Source organism: Embleya sp. NPDC020630, from assembly GCF_044334985.1.
Lineage (GTDB): Bacteria > Actinomycetota > Actinomycetes > Streptomycetales > Streptomycetaceae > Embleya.
The window spans coordinates 151,949-176,010 of sequence record NZ_JBIRUB010000004.1 but is presented as its reverse complement, the minus strand read 5'-3'; the positions used below and the strand labels follow the sequence as shown (position 1 = coordinate 176,010).

At 72.8% G+C, this 24,062-nt stretch carries 23 protein-coding genes; 12 read left to right on the top strand and 11 right to left on the bottom strand.

Translation table 11 applies throughout. The features are described from left to right. Positions 1 to 192 precede the first annotated feature (192 nt). Positions 193 to 1,362, top strand: a complete 1,170-nt coding sequence (locus ACH4XV_RS16700; RefSeq protein WP_395790398.1) for a winged helix DNA-binding domain-containing protein — start codon at positions 193 to 195, stop codon at positions 1,360 to 1,362. 39 nt (positions 1,363 to 1,401) lie between these two features. On the opposite strand, the gene ACH4XV_RS16695 is transcribed toward ACH4XV_RS16700, so the two are convergent. Continuing rightward, positions 1,402 to 2,259, bottom strand: a complete 858-nt coding sequence (locus ACH4XV_RS16695; protein WP_395790396.1) for a helix-turn-helix transcriptional regulator — start codon at positions 2,257 to 2,259, stop codon at positions 1,402 to 1,404. 161 nt (positions 2,260 to 2,420) lie between these two features. On the opposite strand from ACH4XV_RS16695, the gene ACH4XV_RS16690 reads away from it, so the two are divergent. Continuing rightward, positions 2,421 to 3,197 (top strand): SDR family oxidoreductase, encoded by a 777-nt coding sequence (locus ACH4XV_RS16690; RefSeq protein ID WP_395790395.1) that lies wholly within the window; start codon positions 2,421 to 2,423, stop codon positions 3,195 to 3,197. A 362-nt stretch (positions 3,198 to 3,559) separates the two neighbouring features. Continuing rightward, positions 3,560 to 4,258 (top strand): hypothetical protein, encoded by a 699-nt coding sequence (locus tag ACH4XV_RS16685; RefSeq protein ID WP_395790393.1) that lies wholly within the window; start codon positions 3,560 to 3,562, stop codon positions 4,256 to 4,258. Positions 4,259 to 4,292: 34 nt separating this feature from the next. Here the strand turns inward: ACH4XV_RS16685 and ACH4XV_RS16680 are convergent, their stop codons facing one another. Beyond that, a complete protein-coding gene (locus ACH4XV_RS16680; protein ID WP_395790391.1) occupies positions 4,293 to 5,429 on the bottom strand; it encodes a methyltransferase domain-containing protein in 1,137 nt (378 codons plus the stop codon). Positions 5,430 to 5,589: 160 nt separating this feature from the next. Between ACH4XV_RS16680 and ACH4XV_RS16675 the strand changes: the two genes are divergently transcribed. Beyond that, positions 5,590 to 6,009, top strand: coding sequence for an SRPBCC family protein (locus ACH4XV_RS16675; RefSeq protein ID WP_395790389.1), 420 nt, complete (start codon positions 5,590 to 5,592; stop codon positions 6,007 to 6,009). A 31-nt stretch (positions 6,010 to 6,040) separates the two neighbouring features. Here the strand turns inward: ACH4XV_RS16675 and ACH4XV_RS16670 are convergent, their stop codons facing one another. Beyond that, complete coding sequence (locus tag ACH4XV_RS16670) at positions 6,041 to 7,396, bottom strand: NAD(P)/FAD-dependent oxidoreductase (protein WP_395790387.1); 1,356 nt, start codon at positions 7,394 to 7,396, stop codon at positions 6,041 to 6,043. Between the two features lie 172 nt (positions 7,397 to 7,568). Continuing rightward, positions 7,569 to 8,879, bottom strand: a complete 1,311-nt coding sequence (locus ACH4XV_RS16665) for an MFS transporter (RefSeq protein WP_395790385.1) — start codon at positions 8,877 to 8,879, stop codon at positions 7,569 to 7,571. A 262-nt stretch (positions 8,880 to 9,141) separates the two neighbouring features. Here ACH4XV_RS16665 and ACH4XV_RS16660 point away from each other — a divergent pair, with 262 nt between their 5' ends. From ACH4XV_RS16660 to ACH4XV_RS16650, 3 genes are all read left to right on the top strand, one after another. Continuing rightward, positions 9,142 to 9,636: a hypothetical protein gene (locus ACH4XV_RS16660; protein WP_395790383.1), complete on the top strand. Its 495-nt coding sequence runs from the start codon at positions 9,142 to 9,144 to the stop codon at positions 9,634 to 9,636. Between the two features lie 64 nt (positions 9,637 to 9,700). Beyond that, entirely contained in the window at positions 9,701 to 10,744 is a 1,044-nt protein-coding gene (locus tag ACH4XV_RS16655) for a phosphotransferase (protein WP_395790381.1), read from the top strand. A gap of 108 nt (positions 10,745 to 10,852) precedes the next feature. Further along, the gene (locus tag ACH4XV_RS16650; protein ID WP_395790379.1) at positions 10,853 to 11,431 is read left to right on the top strand and encodes a dihydrofolate reductase family protein; all 579 of its coding nucleotides are present in this window, start codon (positions 10,853 to 10,855) and stop codon (positions 11,429 to 11,431) included. Positions 11,432 to 11,473: 42 nt separating this feature from the next. Here the strand turns inward: ACH4XV_RS16650 and ACH4XV_RS16645 are convergent, their stop codons facing one another. The 3 genes from ACH4XV_RS16645 to ACH4XV_RS16635 all read right to left on the bottom strand — a co-directional run bounded on the left by ACH4XV_RS16645 (position 11,474) and on the right by ACH4XV_RS16635 (position 13,843). Further along, a complete protein-coding gene (locus tag ACH4XV_RS16645; protein WP_395790377.1) occupies positions 11,474 to 12,328 on the bottom strand; it encodes a hypothetical protein in 855 nt (284 codons plus the stop codon). An 84-nt stretch (positions 12,329 to 12,412) separates the two neighbouring features. Next, entirely contained in the window at positions 12,413 to 12,796 is a 384-nt protein-coding gene (locus ACH4XV_RS16640) for a hypothetical protein (protein ID WP_395790375.1), read from the bottom strand. Positions 12,797 to 12,964: 168 nt separating this feature from the next. Beyond that, positions 12,965 to 13,843, bottom strand: coding sequence for a RimK family alpha-L-glutamate ligase (locus tag ACH4XV_RS16635; protein WP_395790373.1), 879 nt, complete (start codon positions 13,841 to 13,843; stop codon positions 12,965 to 12,967). Between the two features lie 211 nt (positions 13,844 to 14,054). On the opposite strand from ACH4XV_RS16635, the gene ACH4XV_RS16630 reads away from it, so the two are divergent. Both ACH4XV_RS16630 and ACH4XV_RS16625 read left to right on the top strand, forming a co-directional pair. After that, on the top strand, positions 14,055 to 14,870 hold the full coding sequence (locus ACH4XV_RS16630; protein WP_395790371.1) for a histidine phosphatase family protein: 816 nt from the start codon (positions 14,055 to 14,057) through the stop codon (positions 14,868 to 14,870). A 213-nt stretch (positions 14,871 to 15,083) separates the two neighbouring features. Continuing rightward, entirely contained in the window at positions 15,084 to 16,589 is a 1,506-nt protein-coding gene (locus tag ACH4XV_RS16625) for an MFS transporter (protein WP_395790369.1), read from the top strand. A gap of 495 nt (positions 16,590 to 17,084) precedes the next feature. On the opposite strand, the gene ACH4XV_RS16620 is transcribed toward ACH4XV_RS16625, so the two are convergent. After that, positions 17,085 to 17,918, bottom strand: a complete 834-nt coding sequence (locus ACH4XV_RS16620; protein WP_395790367.1) for an SDR family NAD(P)-dependent oxidoreductase — start codon at positions 17,916 to 17,918, stop codon at positions 17,085 to 17,087. After that, entirely contained in the window at positions 17,915 to 19,126 is a 1,212-nt protein-coding gene (locus ACH4XV_RS16615; protein WP_395790365.1) for an LLM class flavin-dependent oxidoreductase, read from the bottom strand. Before ACH4XV_RS16615 ends, ACH4XV_RS16620 begins: the two co-directional genes overlap by 4 nt. 319 nt (positions 19,127 to 19,445) lie before the next feature. Here ACH4XV_RS16615 and ACH4XV_RS16610 point away from each other — a divergent pair, with 319 nt between their 5' ends. The 3 genes from ACH4XV_RS16610 to ACH4XV_RS16600 all read left to right on the top strand — a co-directional run bounded on the left by ACH4XV_RS16610 (position 19,446) and on the right by ACH4XV_RS16600 (position 22,483). Next, positions 19,446 to 21,131, top strand: coding sequence for an ABC-F family ATP-binding cassette domain-containing protein (locus ACH4XV_RS16610; RefSeq protein ID WP_395790363.1), 1,686 nt, complete (start codon positions 19,446 to 19,448; stop codon positions 21,129 to 21,131). 125 nt (positions 21,132 to 21,256) lie between these two features. After that, positions 21,257 to 21,835, top strand: a complete 579-nt coding sequence (locus ACH4XV_RS16605; protein WP_395790361.1) for a S1 RNA-binding domain-containing protein — start codon at positions 21,257 to 21,259, stop codon at positions 21,833 to 21,835. Between the two features lie 132 nt (positions 21,836 to 21,967). Next, on the top strand, positions 21,968 to 22,483 hold the full coding sequence (locus ACH4XV_RS16600) for a DUF6228 family protein (protein WP_395790359.1): 516 nt from the start codon (positions 21,968 to 21,970) through the stop codon (positions 22,481 to 22,483). Positions 22,484 to 22,533: 50 nt separating this feature from the next. Here the strand turns inward: ACH4XV_RS16600 and ACH4XV_RS16595 are convergent, their stop codons facing one another. After that, the gene (locus ACH4XV_RS16595) at positions 22,534 to 23,526 is read right to left on the bottom strand and encodes an asparaginase (protein WP_395790357.1); all 993 of its coding nucleotides are present in this window, start codon (positions 23,524 to 23,526) and stop codon (positions 22,534 to 22,536) included. A 259-nt stretch (positions 23,527 to 23,785) separates the two neighbouring features. Next, entirely contained in the window at positions 23,786 to 23,992 is a 207-nt protein-coding gene (locus ACH4XV_RS16590; protein ID WP_395790355.1) for a hypothetical protein, read from the bottom strand. Between the last annotated feature and the right edge of the window lie 70 nt (positions 23,993 to 24,062).

Sequence of the window (24,062 nt, the reverse complement as noted above, 5' to 3'; positions counted from 1 at the left end):
CAGGCGACGCCAATCGAATCGGGACGACCCCGCAGACGGCATGGTGACTCCTTCACACGGACGTGCGGTGATACCGGAAAAACTCGACGCTTGATTCTTTCGTGTCCCGACCCCGTCACGGTAAGGCGATCCGGAATCGCCGCGCCGTACGATTCCCGGCCACATGTCACATCGGACCCCTATGGTCGGCGCATGACCTCTGCGTTGCCACGGATCACCGACGACCAGCGACGAGCGCGTTTGGGCACTCGGCATCGACTGGCGGCCGGCGCGCGCGCCGCGCACGCGGAGGACGCGGTCCGGTCTGTGCTCCTGCTGCACGCCACCGACCCGGCGACGGTGTACGTGTCCACCTGCGCGCGCCTGGCCGAACCGTCCGTCGCCGAGGTCCGGCGGGCGTTGTACGCCGACCGCAGCCTGGTGCGCATGCCCGGCATGCGGCGCACCGTCTACGTGGTCCCGCGCGAACTCGTTCACGTGGTCCAGCGTTCCAGCACCGACGCGGTCGCGGTCACGCAGCGCCGGGTGCTGCTGCAGTTCCTCGCGTCCGGCGGCTACGACGAGGCGTGGCTGGAGCGGGTCGAGGCGGACACGGTGGCCGCGCTGGCCGGGATGGGCGAGGCCACCGCGATCGAACTGGGCGCGCGGGTACCGCTGTTGCGTACCCAGATCCGGGTTGCGGTGGGCAAGCCGTACGAGGCGAATCAGGGGGTGTCCACGCGGTTGTTGTTCACCCTCTCCTGCGAGGGCCGGATCGTCCGGGCCGAGCCGCAGGGGTCGTGGCTTTCCAGCCGCTTCCGCTACACGATCATGCCGCCGCTGCCCGAGATCGGAAAAACCGAGGCGAAGGCCGAGTTGGTGCGCGGCTGGCTGGCCGCGTTCGGGCCCGGCACGGCCGACGACGTCAAGTGGTGGACGGGCTGGACGACGGCCGACGTGCGGCACGCCCTGGCCGCGGTCCGGGCCGTCGAGGTGGGGCTGGACGACGGCACGACCGGTTGGGTGCTGCCCGGCGACGAGGAGCCCGAGCCGGCCCCCGAGCCGTGGGCGGCCCTGCTGCCCGCACTCGACGCCACCCCGATGGGCTGGAAGGCCCGCGACTGGTACATCACGCCCGCGCTGCGCGAGCACCTGTTCGACCGTATGGGCAATATCGGCCCGACCGTCTGGTGGAACGGCCGCGTGGTCGGCGGCTGGTCCACCCGCCCCGACGGCGGCCTCGTCTGGCGCGCCCTGGTCGACCTCGACCCCGAGGCGACCAAGGCGATCGAGGCGGAAGTGGCCCGGCACACCTCGTGGTTGGAGGGCACCCACATCACCCCGCGATTCCGCGTCCCCCTGGACCGCGAACTGAGCGCGTAGGTCGCGCAGGGGCGGACGGGACCGGGCCGGGGCCGGTGCTCAGGGCCGGCCGAGCGCCGCGCCCGCCTCCGCGCGGACCGGTTCGGCGTGGACCGGCTCGGCACGCGGGCCGGTGGTGTAGACGACGAGCAGCAGATCCGGATCCCCGGGCAGGGACAACGTCTCGTAGGTGATGTCCACGGGGTCGCCGCCGGCGGGGCGCAGGCGTTTGGTGCCGTGCGTCTTCTCGGCCACCTGGTGGGCGTCCCACAGCGGGCGGAAGCGCGGGTTGCCGGCGGACAACTCCTCGACGAGGGCGGCCATTCGGGTGTCCCCGGGGTGCCGCGCGGCGTCCAGGCGCAGATACCCGACCGTGTCGGCGGCGACCTGCTCCCACTCGGGATAGAAGGTGTGCGCGTCGGGGGCCAGGAACGCGTGCCGCGCCATGTTGCGCGCGTGCGGCGCCATCGCGCTCAACCCCATCAGCGCGTCGGCAAGGGTGTTCCACGCCACCACGTCCATGCAGCGGCCCAGCACGAACGCCGGCGCGTCGATCCGGTCCAAGAGCACCTGTACACCCGGCCGCGCGGTCGAGGGCGCCGGCCGACGCACACTCACCCGGGTCGGCCGGGCCAGATCCCACATGTGCGCGTACTCGGTCGGATCCAGCCGCAGCGCCCGCCCGATCGCGTCCAGCACGGCGTCCGAGACGTGCTGTCCGCGGCCCTGCTCCAGGCGTACGTAGTAGTCGACGCTCACGCCGGCGAGCTGCGCCACCTCCTCGCGCCGCAACCCCGCCACCCGCCGCTTGCGGCCGAAAACGGGCAGGCCGACCTCCTCGGGCCCGACCCGGGCGCGGCAGGCGCGCAAAAACCCGCCCAGTTGCTCGAAGGACGTGTCGGCGGACGAGGTGGTCATGATCGGACTCTACTGCCGGCCCCGCGCCCGACGCGGCGACCGGGCGCGAAGGTGGTACCGCCGGACCCAGGTAAACGTGTGCTCTGGGTGTCCGCGCGGCCCGGCGGCACAGTGATCCGAGTCAGCAGATCACGCAGTACGGATCAACCCGGGAGACCCCCATGAACCACACCGCACCCACCGCGCTCACCGGTCGCACCGCCGTCGTCACCGGGGCCGCCAGCGGCATCGGCGCCGAGACCGCACGGCAGCTCGCCGCGAGCGGCGCGCGGGTTGCCCTGCTGGCCCGCCGGGAGGACCGACTCAAGGACCTCGCCGCCGAGATCGAGGCCGGCGGCGGTACGGCGCTCGCCGTCGCGGTCGACGTCACCGACCAGGACTCGGTGGACGCGGGCGCGGCCCGGATCCGGGCCGAACTGGGCCGCGTCGACCTGGTCGTCAACGCGGCCGGGGTGATGTTGCCCAACCCGCTCGACGACGGCCGGATCGACGAGTGGACCCGGATGATCGACACCAACGTCACCGGCGCGCTGCGGATCATCCGGGCGTTCACCGCCGACCTGGTCGCCGCGGCGGCCGACGGCGGTACCGCGGACCTGGTCGACGTCTCCTCGATCGGCGCGCACGTGACCTTCCCGAACTACGCCGTCTACGGCGCGACCAAGGCCGCGCTCACCCACCTGTCGGCATCCCTGCGCAGCGAACTGGGCCCGCGCGACGTCCGGGTCACCAACATCGAGCCCGGCCTGACCGACACCGAACTCGGCTCGCACATCGACAACGCCGCGCTCGGCGAGGCCGGCCAGCTCGGCGCCATGTTCGACACGATCGGCGCCCTGTCCCCGGCCGACGTGGCCGACCTGATCGTGTACACCACAACCCGCCCCCGCCACATCAACCTCCGCCACCTGATCATCCTGCCCACCCACCAGGCCTGACCCCACCCCACCGCCGACCGCCCCCCGCCCACGGCGGACGAGCGGCGGGACCCACCGCCAGGCGTTCACCGGGGTTGCCCACCGCGCCGACGGCTGCCGCCGCGCCGCCCACACCGCCTGCGGCTCGCTTTCCGCCCGCCGTGGCCCACGGGCGGCGGGTGGGGACCGCGGCCCCGACCGCCCGGTGCGCCCGCTCCCCACGGCTCGCCCGCCGCCCGTCGCCGCGCCACCGGCCACGGTTCGCCGCGCGGCCGGTCACCGATTCAGCCGCAGGTGGGGGTGTGCGGGGGATGTTGCGTTGAGGGGCGGTGTTGACTATGACTTGTCAGGGCCGGTCGGCACCCCCTTGCTAGGAGTTTTTCGTGGCGTTGTTTCGTCGCCAGTCGCGCAATCAGCAGAACACCGCCTGGGGACAGGACGTGCGCGGTGTCCTGATGAGCGCGCCGCCGGAGCGGATCAGGCAGGATCTGCGGCTGATGATCAGCCGCCCCGGCCCGCACCTCGGTGCGCAGGGCATGGTGTGGCCGCTGGGCGTGCGCGGCGAGATCGTCGCCGTGGCGTGTGTGAAGGGACCGGACGGCACCGCGGTCACGATCGAGACGCCGATGGTGCAGCACTGGGGGATGGCCGTCGAGGACGTGTGGCTCCAAGGCGCGACCAACCTGCGCATGGAGGGCTACGGCGGCACGCCGATGGAGATCTCCCCCGGCGCCACGCTGCACTCGCTGCTCGGCCAGAGCTGGCCCGGCTCGGCGCAACTGTTCCGCCTCGGCGAGGCGATCGGCGACCCGCTGCGCGCCGGCGCCCTGGTGTGCGCGCCGGTGGACAACGGTCTGCTCGCGCTGCCGCTCAACTCGCAGCGCACGGTGGGCATGGCCGGATTCGTACTGAAGACCGCACAGGGCCTGACCCGGGACCAACAGCCCCTGTCCACCGGGATGTTCTGGTGGCACGAGGGCATCCTGGAAGAGCTGGAGGTCGAGTGGAAGGGTCCCGAACACGCGAGCCTGACCGGATCCGCCCGCTTCGGCCAGGTCGTTCGCGCGCTCCCGCAGCAGTAGCCGCGACAACACCTCGCCCACCGGCGCGCGGGGCCTACATCTCGGTCAGCCGATAGTGGTACCGCTCCCGCTCCACCGTCCACGACCGCCCGTCCGGGCGCGGTGCGGGCGGGAAGGCGGTACCCGCCGGAATCGCCTCGACCCGCAGCCGCTCGGCATCCACCACCGGCGCGCCCGCCACCCCGTAGTACAAATCGACCGCCGCGTCCCGATCGCCGTAGACCAGGATGCGATCCCGCATCAACACCGCCAGCGCGGGCCGCTCCGGGTCGAACAACCCCCACGTCGTGCCGTCGCCCGGATGCCCCAGGAACAACACCGAACGCGGCTCGGCCAGCGCGAACCCGGTCAGTCGCGCGTCCACCGGGCCGAGCACCGGACCCGCGTCCACCGCGCCGTGATCGATCAGGTCGCGCAGCACGTCCAACGCGGCCGGCGGCAGATCCTCGCCGATCACCGCGAGATCGCCGGTCAGCGCGTGGGTGCGCCCCGGTCCGGCGTGCGGCCCGCGCAACTGGAGGAATCCGCAGCGCTCGACCGACACGCTGGTCAGCGCCGCGCCCTGGGTCCGCTCCCAGGCGATCGCCAACTCCAACCCGGGCCGCAACCACATCGGCGCGACCAGCACCCCGTCCGGGGCCAACTGCTCCACCCACGCCGGCGGCAGATCCGGCACACCCACCGTGGCCTCGATCCGGTCGAACGGCGCCCGGTCCGCGACGCCGGCCCAGCCGTCCCCGGCCCGCACGTCCACATGTATCCCGAGCCCGGCCAACCGCCGCGCCGCCGCGCCCGCCAACTCGGCGGACACCTCGACGCTGACCACCTCGCCCGTCGCCCCCACCAGATGCGCCAGCAGCGCCGCGTTGTAGCCGCTGCCCGTGCCGATCTCCAGCACCCGCGTCCCGGGCCGCACGGCCAGCTGTTCGAGCATCAGCGCGATCATCGCCGGCCGGCTGACCGTACTGTCCGGCAACCCGCGCGCGTCGATCGACAACACCACCACGCGGTCCTCGTACGCACGCGCCGGCGAGGTGCCGCCGGGCATGAACACCTCGCGCGGCACCTCGGCCATCGCGCTCGCGACCGCCTCGGTGCGGATACTCCCGCCCAGCCGCAATCGCTCCACCAGCGCGTTCCGCAGCCGGGCCGCCGTGCGCTCGTCGTTCATGGCCCCCGTGTACCCACCTCGGCGCCCGTCGGCACCCCGCACGGCGCCCGGCCCGCTCCACGCGCGCCCCCCGGATCCCCACGCATCCCTCTTGTCCCACCACCCCCTCGTGTGGACCATGGGCCGACGATGACCGGCGCGCCGGCGGAATGGGGACACGGTGACCTACCACGAGAGCATTCGCATCGAGGCGACGGCCGAGCGGGTCTGGGAGATCCTGATGGACGTCGAGCGTTGGCCCACCTGGACCGCGTCCATGAGCGAGGTGCGCCGTTTGGACCGGGAGCCGTTCGGCGTCGGCAGCCGGGTCCGGGTCAAGCAGCCCCGACTGCCCGCCACGCAATGGGTGGTCACCGAACGTGAACCGGGGCGATCGTTCGCCTGGACGTCGCGCAGCGGCGGGGTGACCACCCTCGCCGACCACCGCATCGGGGTCGACGAGGGTGTCACGGTGGAGCTGATCCTGCGCCAGAGCGGCCTGCTCACCCCGCTGATCGGCCTGGTCGCGGGCAAGCTGACCCGGCGCTATCTGCGGATGGAGGCGGAGGGCCTGAAGGAGCGCGCCGAACGCGACGCCTGATCGGGGCGCACGGCGGGCGCCCCGGCCCCGCCTACGGGTGCGCGGCGCGCGAACCGGTGCGCGCGGTGATCTCGTCGCCGGACAGGTACGCGTCGGTCTTCTCCAGGTTGCCCATCCGGCCGTCCTGGTCGGACATGAAGCCGAGCCGGACCAGGTCGTCGCCGGCGAAGGCGTGCTGGATCCAGTTGGACAACACCCGGGTGCGGGCCCGGATCGACGGCACCGTCAGCAGGTGGTAGCCGCGCGTGATCGCCTGCGCGGGCAGGCCGCGCATCTCGTAGCCGAGCGGCCGGGCCACCGCCTGGGTGCCGCCGAGGTCGACGACCAGACCCAGGTCCTTGTGCCGGAACGCGCTCAGCGGTTGGCCGCGCAGCGCGGCGACCACATTGGCCGCGGCGATCTTGGCCTGGCGGTGCGCGTACTGCGCGGTGGGCGGGCAGATCGCGCCGTCCCCCTTGGCCAGGTCCGGAACGGCCGCGGCGTCGCCGAGCGCGAACACGTCCGGATACCCGGGTACGGCCAGATCGGCGGCGACCGCCAGCCGGCCGCGCACCAACTCGGTGCCCAGCGTGCCGACCAGCGGGCTCGCGGTGACGCCCGCCGTCCAGACCAGCGTGCGGCACGGCAACTTCTCACCCGTCGTCAGGGTGACCGAGTCCTCGGTGATCTCCTGCACGCTGACCCCGAGCCGCACGTCCACGCCGCGCTTGGCCAGCATCTGCAGGGTGGCCTTGCCCAGGTTCTCGCCGAGTTCGGGCAGCAGGCGCGGCGCGATGTCGACGATCATCCAGCGCACCTGCGCGGGGTCCAGGCGCGGGAAGTGCCGCAGCGCCTTGGTGGTCAACATCTCCAGGCACGCGGCGGTCTCCACACCCGCGTAGCCGCCGCCGACCACGATGAACTGGCAGCGCGAGGCGCGCTCGGCCGGATCGGTGCTGGAGTTGGCGATCTCCAGCTGGGCGATCACGTGGTCGCGCAGATACACCGCCTCGGCCAGGTTCTTCATGCCGTGGCCGTAGGTGGTCAGGCCGGGGATGTCGAAGGTACGGGTGACGCTGCCCGGGGCCAGGACCAGCTTGTCGTAGTGCTCGTTGCCGACGTCGCCGGAGATCTTGCGCACCACGCAGACCTTCGCGGCCAGGTCCACGCCGATCACGCCGCCGGGGAGCACGTGCGTGCGGTCGAACATCCGGTGCAGCGGCACCGCCGTGGTACGCGAGGACAACACCCCGGCCGCGACCTGCGGCAGCAGCGGGCGGTACACCATGTAGTCCATCGGACTGATCAGCACGATCTCGGCCTCGCGGGGACCGAGGGACCGCTCCAACCTGCGCACCGCCTCGAACCCCGCGAACCCTGCTCCGACGACCACCACCCGCTGCACCATGGCTGCCCCTTCCGGGAAGGCCCGGGCAGGAAACCCGCGACCATTTGGCACATTTTGTCCAAACATATGGCCGAGCGGGCGAGGCCACGAGCGGGACGGGCCATCCGGGGGCGGAACGACGGCGGGCGGCGATCGGCTGGGAAGAGCGCCGGTGGGCGGCGGCGGGGCGGCCTCAGGCGGTTCGGCGGCGACCGCGACCGAGCGCGAAGCCGGCCGCCACGCACAGCACCGGCGCGGTGAGCAGGCCCGCGACCAGGTTGAGGCCGCCGTAGCCTGCCATGCCCAGGACCGATCCGGAGACCGCGCCGCCCGCCGCGCCGGCCAGGTTCATCAGCAGGTCCGACACGCCCTGTACGCCCGGCCGCTCACCCGCCGGCACCGACTCGGCCAGCAGTGCCGAGCCCGCCACCAGGCAGCACGACCAGCCGAGGCCGAGCAGGACCAGGCCGACCATGGTGCGCCACGTGGAATGGCCCGAGGTACCGGCCGTGAACACCGCGAGCAGCAGCACGAACTGGCCGCCCAGGATCACCGGGATCCGGCCGAACCGGTCCGCCGCCCAGCCGACCGCGGGGGACAATGCGTACATTCCGGCGATATGCAGGCTGATCGTCAGCCCGACCAGGGTCAACGCGGTGCCGTGGTCCTTCATGTGTACGGGTGTCATCGCCATCACCGACACCATCACCACGTGCCCGAACGCCACCGTCGCCAGGCCGAGCAGCGCGCGTGGCGCCCGGCGGATCACCGCGAACGCCCCGCGCAGACCGGCCCGGGGCGGCACCCGGTCGCCCAGGTCGGCGCGCGCGACGAGCAGCGGGTCCGGGCGCAGCGCCACCCACAGGATGATCCCGGCGCCGGCGAACGAGACGATCGAGAACAGGAACGGACCGGCCAGCTCCGGCAGGTCCAAGGCCCGGCCGACCACCGCGCCCGGCTCGTTCAGGTTGGGACCCAGGACCGCGCCGACGGTGGTCGACCAGACCACGACCGACAACGCCCGGGCCCGGCCGGCGTCGTCGGCGAGGTCGGTCGCCGCGTAGCGCGACTGGAGGTTGGCGGCGGTCCCCGCGCCGAACACGAGCAGCGCGACGATCAGCAGCGGGAACCACCCGAGCACCGCCGCCAGGATCACCCCGCCGGCCGCGACCGCCGCGACCGCCCAGCCGGCGGTGAGCGCGACGCGACGTCCATACCGGGTCGCGGCGCGTGACATCGGCAGCGCGAACAACGCCGCGCCCAAAGTGATCGCGGTGGTGGCCACGCCGGACCAGCTCTTGGACCCGGACAGGTCCTCGGCCAGCAGTCCGCCGACGGTCAGCGCCGAACCCATGCCCACGCCGCCGACGACCTGCGCGGCGATCAGGGTACGGACGGTCCGCCGCTGCAGGTCCGAGCGGTCGACCCGCTCGGGGTCGGCGGACACGGGATCGGCCGACTCGGGGCGGGCCGACTCGGGTATGGCCGGGTCCAGGGCGGTCATGCCGGATTCACCACCAGATCGGGGATCGGACGAGGTGCACGGATCCACAGCGTGCCGCACGAGCCCGCCCCGCCCTGGGCGGGGCGCTCGCGAACCGGTTCGGGCGGGGTGTATACCGCTGCGAAGGAAGATCATCGCACCGGCGGCTCCGGGTGGGTATGGGCGGCGGCCGAGCGGTCGGGTGGGCCCGGGGGCGCGGGTGTGCGTGGCCCGGGAGTCGGGTACGGGCAGGCGCCGTGCATCGGATACGGATCGGCTGAGGATGACACTGGACGACGAGCACGCCTGGGCGCTGTTGCGTGCCCTGGACGACCCGGACCACCTGACCGCCCCGGCGGACTACGATCCCGACGCCGCGCGCGAGCGGTTCGACCGGCTCGTGGCGCGCCTGGACGCGGACTTCGACTGTCGGTGCCCGGTCGAGGGCGAGGCGGGGGCGGCGAGTCGGCACGGGGCGATCGTGGTGCCCGCGAGCGCGCTGTCCGGGATCGGGCGGATCACCGTGGTGGTGAGCAACTTCGGCGACCTGGCGGTGATCGGGGTCGACGCGCCCAACGACCACCCCGTCGGCGCGGCACCGGCGTACGTGGCGCCGGAGGAGACGGAACGGGTCGCCGCCGCGCTCGACGACCTCGGCTACACCGTCGTGCCGGAGGACCTGTTGCGGACCCCGTACGACGGGGCGAGCCGGCTCGCCGACCACTACACGGTCGAGGACGCGCCGACCTGGTGGATCCGGTTCTTCGACTATCCCTGAGGCCGGCCCGGCGGTCGTCGGGTCGGGTTGCGTGAGGGGTGTTGCCTGGGTAGGTGTGTGACCCATGAGATTCAGGGTGCCGATCGGTGACGAATTGCGGACGAGCCTGGGTGCGCCGAAGCGGGTGAAGTTGCTGGACAGCAGCCCGCGTTCGCGGGTGTGGCGGGTGGAGTTCGGCGGCGAGCGGGCGATCGTCAAGCGGATCACCGACGGAGGCGACAACCGGGACGGCGCGTCGGCGCGCTTCGCCCGCGAGGTGGCCGGGTTGCGGCTGGCCGCGCGGGGGCCGGTCGGGCCTCGGGTGCTGGCCACCGATCCCGACGCGTGCGTCATGGTGCTGGAGTATCTGGACGACCTCGGGCGGACCGACGACTGGCTGCCCGGCTACGCCGAGGCGTTGGCCCGGCTGCATGCGCTCACCGGGCCGGCGGACGCGGACGCGCTGCCGGCCTGGCGGGCGCCGACCGCCGCCGACGCCGAGTCGTTCCTGCGGTTGGCCGCGACGCTGGAGGTACCGATCCCGGCGGGCGTGGCCGCCGAGTTGGCCGCCCTGCTGACCCGGCTCGACCCGACCGGGCGGTATGCGCTGTTGCACGGCGATCCGTGCCCGGGCAACGACCTGCGGACCGTCGACGGCGTGCGGTTCGTCGACTTCGAGCAGGCCGCGCTGGGCGACGGGCTGGTCGAATTGGCCTATCTGCGCATCGGGTTCCCCACGTGCTGGTGCGCGATGTCGCTGCCCGGACCGCAGGCGGCCGAGGTGGAGGCGGTCTACGCGGCGACCTGGCGGGCGCACACCGGCCGCGACCTCGACCCGGAGGCGTCCGTCGCCGACGCCTGCGCGGGCTGGCTGATCCGGGGCGACGCGCTGGTCGAGCGGGCGCACCGGGACAGCGTGGACCACCTGGACCGGGTGCCGGTGCAGGACTTCGAATGGGGCTACATCTCGGCCCGCGAGCGACTGGTGCACCGGCTCGGCGTGGTGGCCGACACCGCGACCGAGCCGTTGCACGAACTGGGGCTGCTGGCACGGGAGTTGCGCGGTCGTCTGCTGGCCTCCTGGCCGGGACTGCGCCCGCTGCCGGGTCCGGACTCGCGCCCCTGGTGAGGAAACCTTCCCGGATCGACGCTTGCACCACTACAGCTGAAGTACTATAACTGTAGTCATCTTGCCGCGCCGTCGTCCGGCTCGGAACGCACCACGGAAAGAGACCGCATGCGAAAGCTCACCTACTTCATCGCCACCACCATCGACGGCTTCATCGCCGACAAGGACGGCGGCTACGACTTCTTCCCGGTCGGCGAGGATGTGGTGGCACACCTGGTCGCCGAGTATCCGGAGACGTTGCCGACGCACCTCGCCCCGCACGTGGGGGTCGCTCCGGACACGGAGTTCCGGCACTTCGACACGGTCGTGATGGGTCGGGGCACCTACGAGCCCGGTATTCGGGAGGGCCTTTCCAACCCGTACGCCCATCTCCGGACCTATGTCGTCACCGAGACGATCACCGAGACCCTCGACCCCGCGGTGACCCTGATTGCCGGCGACCCGGCCGCCAAGGTGCGCGAGTTGAAGGCCGAACCGACCGGCAAGGGCATCTGGCTGGCCGGTGGGGGGCGTCTCGCGGGCAGTCTGATCGACGAGATCGACGAGCTGGTGATCAAGACCTATCCGGTTCTGATCGGCAGCGGGATACCCATGATGTCGGGCGTGTTCGGGGCACACGCGTTCACCCACACGGGTGGGACGGTGCTTGCCGGGGGGACGTCGGTGGCGACGTACAGTCGCACGTGACGGCGAAGGCGTCGGCGGGGGCGCGGTGCGATCGCCGGGTGGTCAGGACGTCGGGTCGTCGGGCGGCTGGGTGAGCGGGAGTTCGAAGTCCACCACGCGGTGTGCGATGCGCAGGCCGGCGAGGGGTAGGGCCAGGCGGACGGCGCCCTCGGTGTCGCCGTCGAATTCGAACACGGCCAACTCGCGGACGTCGGGCCGCTCCCGGCGCAGCAGGTCCACGAGCGCGGCCACCAGCGCGCCGAGGATGTCGGGGGCGACGCCGGGGGCGGTGATCGCCTCGCCGGCGTTGAGGTACGCCAGGTCGTCGGCGACGTCGACGGTGAGTTCCGCGCCCTCGCCGATCAGCCCCACGAGCGGCGGCGGGAGGGTACGGGCGCGGATCGCGGGCAGGCCGCCCGGGGCCCACCAGCCGCGCGGGTCCACGGTCCAGATCCGGGCGATCTCACCGGTGGCACGGGCGCCGAGGGCGCGGGCGGCGTCGCCTTCCGGGCCGGTGTCGGTACCGCTCCAGTGCAGCATCGACGCGCCGCCGGCCCGGGCCCGCCGGGCGGCGCGGCGGTACATCGACACGAATGCGGCTCGCTCCTCGGCGGTGGCGCCGGGATCCGCGCGGTAGGAGCCGTGGACCAGCCGCCGGGCGAGCCGGTCGGCGCGCTCACCCTGGGCGGTGACACCCGCCTCGCCGTTCCCGTACAGGCTCACCCAGCCGAGCAGCCGCCCGCCACGGCGCGCGCGGACCGTGCCGATGCGGTCGCCGGGATCGCCGGCATCGGCGGGGGCGGTGGCGTCGGCGGGTGCTGTCGGCGCCGGGAGCCCGGCGGCGGCGTACACCTCGGTCGCGGCCCGGAGGTCGGCACCCGGGTCACTGTCCCATTCGAGGGAAATGTCGCGCTTCATGGCCCCATCGTCCCTCGATCGACGCGGGCGTACCGGTTGCGACAGGCCGGGGGACGGCCGGCGCGGGTTTGCGGTCGGGGCCGGTCAGCTCGGGCGGTGGAGGCGGTGGAGGCGGCGGTGGACGCGGTGGATCCGGCGACGGGCCCGGCCGTCGTCGTCGATGCCGAGCCGGACGCGGCGTTCGAGGACGTACTCGACGGCCTCGGCGAGCGGTTGGTCCGGCCACTTGCGCCACCGCTTGGCGCGCTTGACGTACAGGCGATCCGCGACGGCCTCGGCTCCGCCGGCGTCGCGCGCGCCGGCCAGGGCGGCGAGCACCAGGTGTTCGTGGCGGCGGTTGGCACTGCGGACCGCCGCCTTGTTGCGGCGGATGTTGCGCCGACTGCTCTTGTCGTTCTCGCCGTAACTGTTGCGCCGATCCTTCAGGTAGCTCAGGCGTTTGCGCTCCTGCGGCGTCCGCCGATCCATCACGTCGCCTTTCCGTCGCCGCGTGCGTCGATGTCGGGCGGTGACCTCGACCGCCGGTCCCGACGCTACGCGGGTCGGGGGCGGGCGGCGACGGATTTTCGGCGGGCCCGACCGGCGTGGCCGGGCCCGCGGCACGCGCCGACCGCGGTACGTGCGGCCGGTGCGCGGTTATGCGTATGTGTGCAGGGCGGCCACGATCGCGGCGGCCAGGCGGTCGGGGGCGCCTTCGGCGTGGGACAGGAACAGGGACGGCTCGGTCAGCTCCAGTTCGAGCAGGGTCGGCGTGCCGTCGGCGGCCGGGATCAGGTCGACGCGCGCGTAGAGCAGCGGGGAGATCGGGATCTCGGTCAGGACCCGGGCCCCGACCGCGAGTTCGGCGGCGGAGGGCTCGCGCGGCTCGATCGTCTCGGCCTTGTACAGGCCGTCGACCAACTCGCCGCCGGTGCCGTCGAGGATGGGGCCCTTGCGGACGGCGTGGCTGAAGACGCCGTCGAAGTAGACGAGGGCGGTCTCACCGACGGTGTCGACGGCCGCCAGATACGGCTGGACCATGACGGTGCGGCCGTCGGCGAGCAGGGCGGTGGCGTGCCCGGCGGCGAGCGCGCGCTCTTCGGGGGAGGCCAGGTCGTACCGCTCGGTGTCGCGCGACCCGGCGCTTATCGCCGGCTTGACCACGTGCACCCCGGCGGTGGGCAGCGTGACGGTCGAGTCGGGCTCCAGCCACATCGTCTCCACCACCGGCAGGCCGGCCCGGGTGAGGTCGCGCAGGTAGGTCTTGTCGGTGTTCCAGGTCACGACCGCCGCCGGGTTGGCCAGGCGCGGCACGCTCGCGGCCCACTCGACGAACGCCTTGTGGTGCGGCGGGTAGTCCCACACCGAGCGCAGCACCACGAGGTCGTACGCGTCCCAGTCCACCGTCGGGTCGCTCCACACGGCGCCCTCCGCGCGGATGCCGTGCGCGGCCAGCGGGGCGATGAGCAGACGGTCGTCCGGGTCGAGATCGGGCAGCTCGGCGCAGGTGACGAGGGCGACACGGGGTTCGATCATGGCGTCAGGTTATCCGGACACCCGGATTGATGATCACATAAGTCGGGCGGTGTCTCGTGGGATGACTCGGCCGGGTGTCTGCTCGGGCCGGACGGGGCGTGGGAGTCGTGGGCGGTGATCGGCGCGGTGGTGTGGTCGTTTGACGGGTCGGCGCGTTTCGGGGCCGCTCCGGGGGTGAGAACGATGAGAGGGACAAGGCTTTGGGGGCACCGTGGTCGGCTCATCGGACACCGCACCCTTCGGGCCGGCCGAGATCGTCGCCGTACGTCACGGCGAAAGCACGGCGAACGCCGCCTTCGCCGCGGCGGCGGCCCGCTCCGCCGCCCGGTCCGCCGCCCGGTCCGCCGGCGTCGCGGCGGATCCGACGGCGGGCGGGTGGGAGGCGGAGGAGCCGGACGGGGACGGCGAGTGCGACCCGTCGGTGGTCGGGCGCGACGCCGACATCGCGCTCAGCGCGCGCGGCGAGGACCAGGCCGGCGCGGTCGGGCGGCGGCTCGCGCTCAGGGGGGAGACCCCGGACGTGGTCCTGGTCTCGCCGTATCGCCGGGCACGTTCGACGATGCGGATCATCGCTCGCGAAGCCGCCCGAGTGGGCCTGCTGTTGCCCCCGCCCCGACGCGACGAGCGGTTGCGCGACCGGGAGATGGGCGTGCTGGAGCTGCGTACGGCCGCCGCCATCGAACGGCTCTACCCGGACGAGGCCGAGCGGCGGCGGCGGGTCGGCGACCTGTACTACCGTCCGCCCGGCGGCGAATCGTTGGCCGATGTCGCGCTGCGGCTGCGTACGCTGCTGACCGACCTCCGGCACGAGGCGCCGGGCGCGCATGTGCTGATCGTGGGGCACGACTCGACCGTCCTGATGCTGCGTTATGTCCTGGAGGGGCTGACCGAGACCGACGTCGACCGGTTGGTACGCACCGACCCGGTGGGCAACGCGTCCATTTCCCGCTGGCGGGCCCGGGACGGTCGGCTGCGGGGGATCCGCTACAACGACATGCGGCATCTCCGGGGGATCGACGTGCACTGAGAGCGGTCGGGCGGCGAGGTCGGGCCGGGAGGACCGGCCGGGTGGTCGGGCCGGCTCGGGCGGGCAACGTGATGGCCGATATGCGCCGGCGCGGGGTTGCGCCGAGCGGTTGCATCGAGGTGCGCGGTTCCGTCGGGGAACCGCCGTCGTCCTACCGCCCGTGCAGCCGGTATCACCCGTGCCGTGTGTGCACGTCGAAAGTGGAGCTCTCTCGTGTCGACCGTTGTCCCCGCCCCGGGGAACCCTCATCCGCCTGCGCCGGGGCGTTCGCGGTGGGCGCTGCCGGTGCTGCTGAGCGCGGTATTCGTCACCACGCTCGACTTCTTCGTCGTCAACGCGGCGCTGCCCGCGATCGAACGTGACCTCGACGCGGGGGCCGGCGCACTGCGGATGATCGTCGCCGGGTACGGGCTGGCCTATGCCGCCGGGCTGATCACCGCCGCGCGACTGGGCGAACTCTACGGTCAGCGGCCGGTGTTCCTGGTCGGCGTGGCCCTGTTCACGGCCGCCTCTGCGGGTTGCGGGCTGGCCGCGGACGCGGCGGGCCTGGTCGGCTGCCGGATCGCGCAGGGCGGGGCGGCGGCGCTGATGGCGCCTCAGGTGCTGGTGCTGATCGGGGCGTTGTATCCGACGGGCGCCGAACGGGCGCGGGCCTTCGGGCGATATGGGGCGACGGTCGGGCTGGCGGGGGTGAGCGGTCAGGTGGTGGGCGGGCTGCTGATCGCCGCCGATCCGGTCGGACTCGGGTGGCGGGCCTGCTTCCTGGTCAATCTGCCACTCGGAGTGGCGGCGCTGGTGCTGACGCCGCGTTCGGTGCCGGCGCCGGCACCGACCGTCCGGAGTCGAGGGGCGCTCGATCCCGTGGGGGCGTTGCTGATCGCGGTGGGACTGGGCTGCGCGGCCTGGGCGTTGTTGCGGGGCGGCGCCGACGGGGGGTCGGTGTCGCGGCAACTGCCGTGGATCGTGGCGGCGATCGGGGCGACGGCGGTTTTGGTGCGGCAGCAGCGTGGGCGGGTGCGGGTCGGGCGGCGGCCGTTGGTGGACCCGACGGTGTTTCGGGAGCGGGGTTTTCCGGTGGGGGTGGCCGCGCTCGGGTTGTTGTTCGGGACCTCGGCGGGGTTGTCCACGATCCTGCCGCTTTACCTGCAACTCGGGTGTGGATACGGGCCGTTGGCGTCCGGTGCGGTGGCCGCGTCGATCAACCTCGGCTTTCTGGGCGCGGCGGCCGGAACCGGGCGGTGGTACGGCCGGTTCGGTGATCGACTGCCGACCGCCGGGGCGCTGTTGCTCGCGGCGGGGATCGGGGTTGCCGGGTGCGCGTCGGCGACGGGGACGGTCGCGGTGTTGCCGATGGGCCTGCTGGTCGCCGGCGCCGGGATGGGCCTGGTGCCGGCGCCGTTGACCTCGGCGGTGCTCGCGGGGGTCGGTCCGGGGCGGGTGGCCACCGCGTCCGGGGTGATCGGTACGGCGCAGGAGATGGGCGGCGTGCTCGGCGGTGTGCTCGCGACCTCGGTGTTCTTCGCCCTGCTCGGCGACGAACGGGTGGACCCCCACTGGGAGGTCGCCTTCCACGGGAGTGTGGGGGTCCTGGTGCTGTTCGCCTTGGCGGTCGCCGCGCTCGCCGCCGTGCATCGTCGGCGCGGTGCGGCGTGCTCTCGGACGGTGCCGGTGACCGGCCGCGTGCCGACCGCCACGCGGGCCGAATCGCCGGGGCCCTGACGCCGCGTGGGGCGTTTCGTAGAGAGCCGGCGGCCGACGGCCGGGCACGGGGGAGTGGACCCGGCCGCCGGCGCCCTTCATACCCACGGGTGGGGGGTGCGCCGTCGCGCATCGGGGGTGTCAGGTCCCCTCCCACTCCCGTTCGGTGCCCTTTGGTTGCCCGGGTTCGAGGCCGGAAAACCGCCTCGGATCGAAGAGGTCGAACCCGGCCGGACCAGGCTGCCAACCGATCGCGCGGACGACCGTTCGGAGGCGATAGCGCCATTACCGAACAGAAACTTGACGCTGCGTCAGCAACCGGAACGGGAACCCCCGGGATCCGTTTCATCCCTGATCAGCCGCTTGATCACGGATGTGGTGGGGAGGGTGCGCGCCGGTCGGAGCAGCCCCGGCCGGTCCTCGATCGGCTCGCGGCCCGTCCTCGATCGGCGCCCGATCGGCTCCCGGTCGGCGCTCGCTCGGCCTTCGCCGGCCCCGGTTCGCCCCCACCCCGGCTCACGTCCCCGGCAGTCGCTCCAGTGCCGCGATCAGGTCCGGGTAGCGGCGGGTCCGGGCGCCGCCGTCCACCCCGTACGTGCTGCCCGAGACGAAGCCCGCCTCGTCGGAGGCCAGGAACAGCACCACGGCGGCCACCTCCTCCGGTTCGGCGAAGCGGCCCAGCGGGGCGTTGGCCACGTACTCCTCGACCACGCCCGGGACATGCCACATGCCGGCGGTGGCCTGCGTGCGGATCAGGCCCGGCGCCACCGCGTTCACCCGGATGCCCGCCGACCCCAACTCCAGCGCCGCGACCTCGGTCAGCGCGACCACGCCGGCCTTGGCCGCGCAGTACGCGGCCATGCCCCGGCCCGGCTGGACCGCGTTGAGCGAGGCCATGGTGACGATCGAGCCGCCCCCGCCGGGCCGGGCCCGCATCGCGCGGCCGGCGTGTTTGACGGTCAGGAACGCGCCGTTCAGGCACAGGTCGACGACCCGGCGCCAAGCCGCGTAGTCGTGGTCGACCAGTTCGGCCGCGGTGCCGCCGCCCGCGTTGGCCACCGCGATGTCCAGGCCGCCGAAGTCGTCCACGGCGGCCCGTACCAGCGCGGCCACGTCGTCCTCGACCGTCACGTCGCACAACCGGGTGCGGCAGCGCTCCGGGCCCAACTCCTCGGCGAGCGCGGCCAGTCCGCCCGCGTCCACGTCGCCGGCCACCACCACGGCCCCCTCGGCGACGAACCGGCGCGCGACGGCCCGCCCGATACCCGCCGCGGCGCCGGTCACCAGCGCGACCCTGCCCTCGATCCGACCCCCGCCGGCCGGCCCCACCCCGTTCGTCCGCCCGCTCACGTCGAGGCCCCCTTCGAGCTCTCGTAGTCCTTCACGGCCCCGCCGACCGCCTGTGCCGTCTGGTCCCGCCAGGTCTCGGACAGGCCCACCTGCCAGTCCTGCGACGCGATCGGGCCGTGTGCCGCGCCGGTGAAGTACGGGATCACCTCGCGCGCGATCAACTCGTACGACCGCCTGGTCGCCGCCGGGTCGGCGAAGTCGGCGCCCATGAACAGGTAGGTGCCGAAACCGCCGGACTTCTGCCACAACCGCTCGATCTGCCGAATCGCCATCTCCGGCGTGCCGCAGATGAACGAACCGGTCGCGTTGCCCCGATCGATGCGCTGCGCGAGCGGGGTGTCCGCGTCGAGCGGGACCGGCAGCACCTTGGCCTGGTAGTTCTGGATGCCTTCGAGGCCGTACGCGACCTCGCGGCGCGCCTGCTCCTCGGTCTCGGCGATGTGCATCATGCCCATCAGCCGCCACGCGGACCGGTCCATGGTCCGTCCGTGGCGTGCGGCCACCTCGTTCGCGATGCCCCAGTGCGAGCCGAGCGCGTCGAACCCGCCCTCCTGGCTCGCGGCGATCGACAGCATGCCCGCGCCGAACCGGCCGGCGGTGCGCGGTCCGGCGGGCGAGAAGGTCGCGGCGACGGCGATCTCGAACGACGGGTGGGTGTACGGCCGCAGTTGCAGCCGGGCGTCGCGCAGGGTGAACCAGTCGCTCTCCCGGGTCACCGGCTCGCGGCCCGCGAGCAGGGCAACGATCGCTTCGAGGGATTCCTCCATCATGGCCCGCTGGCGCGCGGTGTCGATGCCGAGCATGTGCGCGTCGGAGGCGAGTTGGCCTGGACCGACGCCGAGCATGACCCGGCCGCGGGTGAGGTGGTCGAGCAGGACCATGCGGTCCGCGACGTGCAGCGGGTGGTGGTACGGCAGCGAGACCACGCCGGTGCCGAGGCGGATGTGTCGGGTTCGGGCCGCGGCGCTCGCGATGAACAGTTCGGGGGAGGCGACGATCTCCCAGCCGCCCGAGTGGTGCTCGCCGATCCACGCCTCGGCGTAGCCGAGCCGGTCCAGATGTTCGACCAGGGCCAGATCCTGTTCGAGCAGCAGGGTCGGATTGCGTCCCGCCTGATGGAACGGGGCCAGGAACACCCCGAACTTCAGCGGACCGCGCTCGCCGAGGGCCACCTGCCGGGCGATCTGCTGCGCTTTTGTGTGCGCCACTGCGACTCCTTGACTGGACGGGGTGGGAGCGGACGACCGGCCGGAAACCGATCGGCCGTCAACGTTCCATGACGCGATGCGCGAAGCAAGAGACGCACTATGCGAAAAGGGTGTCCCGAGTCGGGCGCCGGTCGGCGGGTGGGTCGGTCGCTCGATCGGGTACGGTGCGCGGCCCCGAGGCGCCACGGTGGTGACGGAGCCCGAAATGTATTGGCCCGTCCGGCGCCGAGCCGGTAGTAAGGGATGTCACCCCGGATCCACTCCGACCGCTCACCCCGACCGCTCACCCCGACCGCAGGACGAAGGACGCGCGCACGCCATGGGCTACATCGATGTCAACGCCATCTCATTCACCTTGCCGGATGGACGTGTGCTGCTCGATGACGTGAGCTTCCGGGTCGGCGACGGCAGCACCGTGGCGCTGATCGGCGCGAACGGCGCGGGCAAGACCACGCTGCTGCGGATCATCACGGGCGAGCTGAAACCGGACGGCGGCGCGGTGGCCCGCACGGGCGGGCTCGGCATCATGCCGCAGTTCGTCGGGCGGATCCGGGACGCGTCCACCGTGCGCGACCTGCTGGTCTCGCTGGCCCCGCCGCGGATCCGCGACGCGATGCGCGCCGTCGACGACGCCGAACTCGCGCTGATGGAGCACGACGACGAGAAGCACCAGATGCGCTACGCCGGCGCGCTGGCCGAGTTCGGGGACGCCGGCGGCTACGACATCGAGCCGGCGTGGGACCAGTGTTGCCAGGCGGCGCTCGGCACGACCTACGACATCGCCAAGTGGCGCGAGGTGCGCACGCTGTCCGGCGGCGAGCAGAAGCGGCTGGCCCTGGAGGCGCTGCTGCGCGGGCCGGACCAGGTGCTGATCCTCGACGAGCCGGACAACTACCTCGACGTACCCGGCAAGCGCTGGCTGGAGCAGTCGCTGCGGGAGAGCCAGAAGTCGGTCCTGCTGGTCTCGCACGACCGTGAACTGCTCGCCCGCGCGGCCGACCGCATCGTCACGATCGAACTCGGTGCGGCGGGCAACACGGTCTGGATCCACGGGGGTTCGTTCGCCACCTACCACGAGGCCCGGCGCGCGCGGTTCGAGCGCTTCGAGGAGTTGGGCCGCCGGTGGGACGAAGAGCACGCCAAGCTCAAGGCGTTGGTTTTGATGTACAAGACCAAGGCGGCGTACAACGACGGCCTGGCCTCGCGGTTGCAGGCGGCCCGGACCCGACTGCGCAAGTTCGAGGAGATCGGGCCGCCGCAGAACATCCCGCGCGAGCAGGACGTGAAGATGCGGTTGCGCGGATCGCGCACCGGCAAGCGTGCGGTGGTCGCGGAAGCGCTGGAACTGACCGGCCTGATGAAGCCGTTCGACACGGAGATCTGGTACGGCGACCGGGTGGCGGTGCTCGGCTCGAACGGCTCGGGCAAGTCGCACTTCCTGCGACTCCTCGCGGCCGGCGGCACGGACCCGGAGGCCGAGCACGAACCGGTCGGCGACACGGTGATCGCGCCGGTCGCGCACAAGGGTCGGGCCCGGCTCGGGGCGCGGGTGCGACCCGGGTGGTTCGCGCAGACGCACGACCATCCGGAGTTCGCGGGCAAGACCCTGGTCGACATCCTCGGCCGGGGCGACGAACACCGCGGCGGCCTGGGCCGGGAGGGCGCGGCCAGGGTGCTCGACCGGTACGAGCTGGCCTATGGCGCGGAGCAGCCGTTCGACACCCTGTCCGGCGGCCAACAGGCCCGATTCCAGGTGCTGTTGCTCGAACTCTCCGGCGCCAACCTGCTGCTGCTCGACGAGCCGACGGACAACCTGGACCTGGTCTCGGCCGAGGCCCTTCAGGACGCCCTGGAGGCCTTCGACGGTACGGTCCTGGCCGTCACCCACGACCGCTGGTTCGCCTCGTCGTTCGACCGCTTCATGGTCTTCGGCCAAGACGGCCGAGTCCGCGAAACCGACGGCCCGGTATGGGACGAGGGCCGCGTGGAACGGGCCCGGACCTGAGCCGAATAGTAAACCAAGTCCCGGGGCGGGCAAGGGAGTTCACGGCCCGCCCCGGTCGACGGTGGACGAATCGTGCCTGCTGGGGGTACGGTCCCGGACGTGATGATTCCCTGCGAGCCCGGTAGATGACGGGCCACAACCGAGAAGAAATCAGTGAAGCAGCCCGGCTCCACGTCCTGCGCGGTCTGCGTCGGGGCGAGATCAGGACCGGCATCGTTTCCGCGATCGTGAACTTCGGCGTCTTCGTCGACATCGGCGGAGTGGACGGCTTGATCAGCGTCGCCGAACTCACCTGGAAACACATTTCCCATCCCTCGGAGATCGCCTCGGTCGGCGACGAACTCAGCGTCGAAGTCCTGGACGTCGACCTCGACCGACAACGCGTCTCCCTGTCGCTGAAGGCACTCCTGCCCGACCCGTGGCAAGAGTTCGCGGCAACCCACACCAGAGGCCGGACCCTGTCGGGGACGGTCACCAAGGTGGTCCCGTTCGGCGCGTTCGTACGTATCGCCGACGGCATCGAGGGTCTGCTGCACAACGCGGAACTCCCGAAAAACGCGGCCGATTCGCCGGAGTCCATCCGCCGCGAAGGCGACGTGTTGCGGGTGGAAATCCTGGACATGGACCTGGTCCGCCGCCGCGTCGCGCTGACGCTGCCCGCGGCCTCCGGCCCACCGTCGGCAGGTGACGCACAACCCCGGTGACCCCCGTGGGCGCGGCGGTCCGCAGGTCGGGACCGCCGCGCCCACGCGGCGCGGGGGCAAGGTCCCCGTCCGGGTCGGGCTTCGGGGTAACCGGAATGACGGGGGTGGGTGCTCTGCCCTACGGTTCGGCGGATGCATCCCCACTTCGACGCGGCGAATGAAACGAACGAGCCGGACGAGTCGAGCGCCGCGCGCGACGTGGTTGTTCGGTGTGCCGACGACCGGGATACCCGGATATGTCTTCGGGACGCGTTCAGTCCGGACGACGAGGTCGCCGTCGCGCACTCCCCGGCGTCGCGACTGGTGAACTACACCGTCGAGTTGTGTGGGCCGGGGCTGGCCGCCCGCCTGGAGCGGGTGGTGGGTTGGAGTGGTGAGGCGACCGAGATCGACGGCTTTCTGACCGACCTCGCCCGGGACTTCGGGGGGTGGGACGGTGAGCGGACCTGGCGTACGGACGATCGGGATCTGACCGTCAAGGCGGTGTTCCGGTCGGGGGGCCGGGTGGAACTCACCTGGGAACTGCGGCCGTGGCGTAGCGCCGACGGCCGGTGGACGGCCTCGGCGACGACGGTGTTGGCGGCGGGGGAGCAGTTGTCGGTGCTGGCGGCCGACGTCAGGCACTTCCTTGCCGGCGCGGGAGGGTGACGGCGCCACACTCGGCCGATACGGGCCGTCCGTCCCTCGTGCCCGCCCGCTCAGCCGTGCTCGGCGAAGGCCGCCGTGATCCTCGCGTGGTCCGCGCCCGACGCGAGGAGCAGGCGCAGCAGTACGCGGGCCTTGTACGGGTCGAGCAGGCCGCCGTTGAGCAGGCCGCGGCGTTGCAGGTCGGTCTCCGAACCGATCGCGCCGTAGGTGTGGCGCAGCACGGGGCCGGCCCCCGTGCGCGAGGTCAGCACGACCGGGATGTGTTCGGCGAGCGCACCCAGCGTCGGGGCGAGCGCCGACGAGACGTGGCCGACGCCGAATCCGGCCACCACCAGCCCCCGATGGCCGCCCGGGAGGCCCGCGAGAAGCGCGCCGTCGTCGTCGAACGTGGCCGGGTACAGCGCCACGCGGGCCTCGGCCAGCGCATCGGCCGAGGGTGTCGGCAGCGGGCTGTGTCGCGGGGGAGCGGTCAGGATCCGGACCCGCTCCTCGACCACCCGGCCCAGCGGCCCGGTGTCGGGCGAGGCGAACGCGCTCGTGCTGCTGCTGTGCGTCTTGCGGACCCGGCGCGCGGCGTGGATCTCGTCGCCCAGGACCACCAACGCGCCGAGCCCGCGCGCCGGTTCGGCCGCCGCGACCCGCACGGCGGCGAGCAGGTTGGCCGGCCCGTCGGGGCCCGCCAGGGTCGGGTTGCGCATCGCCCCGGTGAGGACGAACGGCTCCGGGTGAGGCCACACGAGGTCGACCAGGTAGGCGGTCTCCTCCAGGGTGTCGGTGCCCTGGGTGACCACGACACCCGCCGCGCCCTCGGCGACCGCGCGCGATCCGGCGGCGACCACGTCGAGGATCCGGGCGAAGGTCAGGTCGGCGCTGGGTATGGCCCGCACGTCCTCTACGCGCAACCTCACGCCCGTCTCGGTCAGGCCGGGGACGGCGGCGGTCAGGTCGGCGCCGGTGAGCCGGTTCACCACCGGGCCGGCGGCGGACCCGTCGGTGCCCGCCATGGCGATCGTGCCCCCGAGTGTGAACAGCGCGACGTGCATCGGTCGGACCTTCCCGTGGATCACTGCGATGGACCCGGACACGGTATCCGCCTGCTCCGAGGCGCGGCCCGACTCGCCGGATCGCCCGTCGGCGAAGGTCTCGGCGATCGGGGGCACACGTGAAACGACCCCGAGGGACGTATGTCCACTCGGGGTCGCCAGGTGCTTCTCGGTGCCGTCGTGTGACGGTGTCGCTCCTCGGGCCGGATTCGACATCGTGCGGTCGGGCCGGCCTGCGGGTCGGGGGTCATCGCCGCCGTCACCGGGTGAGCAGCTGCAGGTTCCGACGCATGCGCAGCGATTCGATCGCCGCGGCGCTCTGTACCGTCTCCTGCTGCACCCGCTCGGCCCGACGGGCCTTGGCGGCGGCGCGCCGGCTGCGCAGGGCCGCCACGACCATCCGGTCCCGACCGGCGATGGTGAGAAGCTCCTGCTGACGGTTCTTGTAAAGCTCGTACTCGATCACTGTGTCCACCTTCTGCTGTTTCGACCCGGTCTCCCCGGCTCGTGGTAACAGCTTCGCGCCCCAGTGGGGG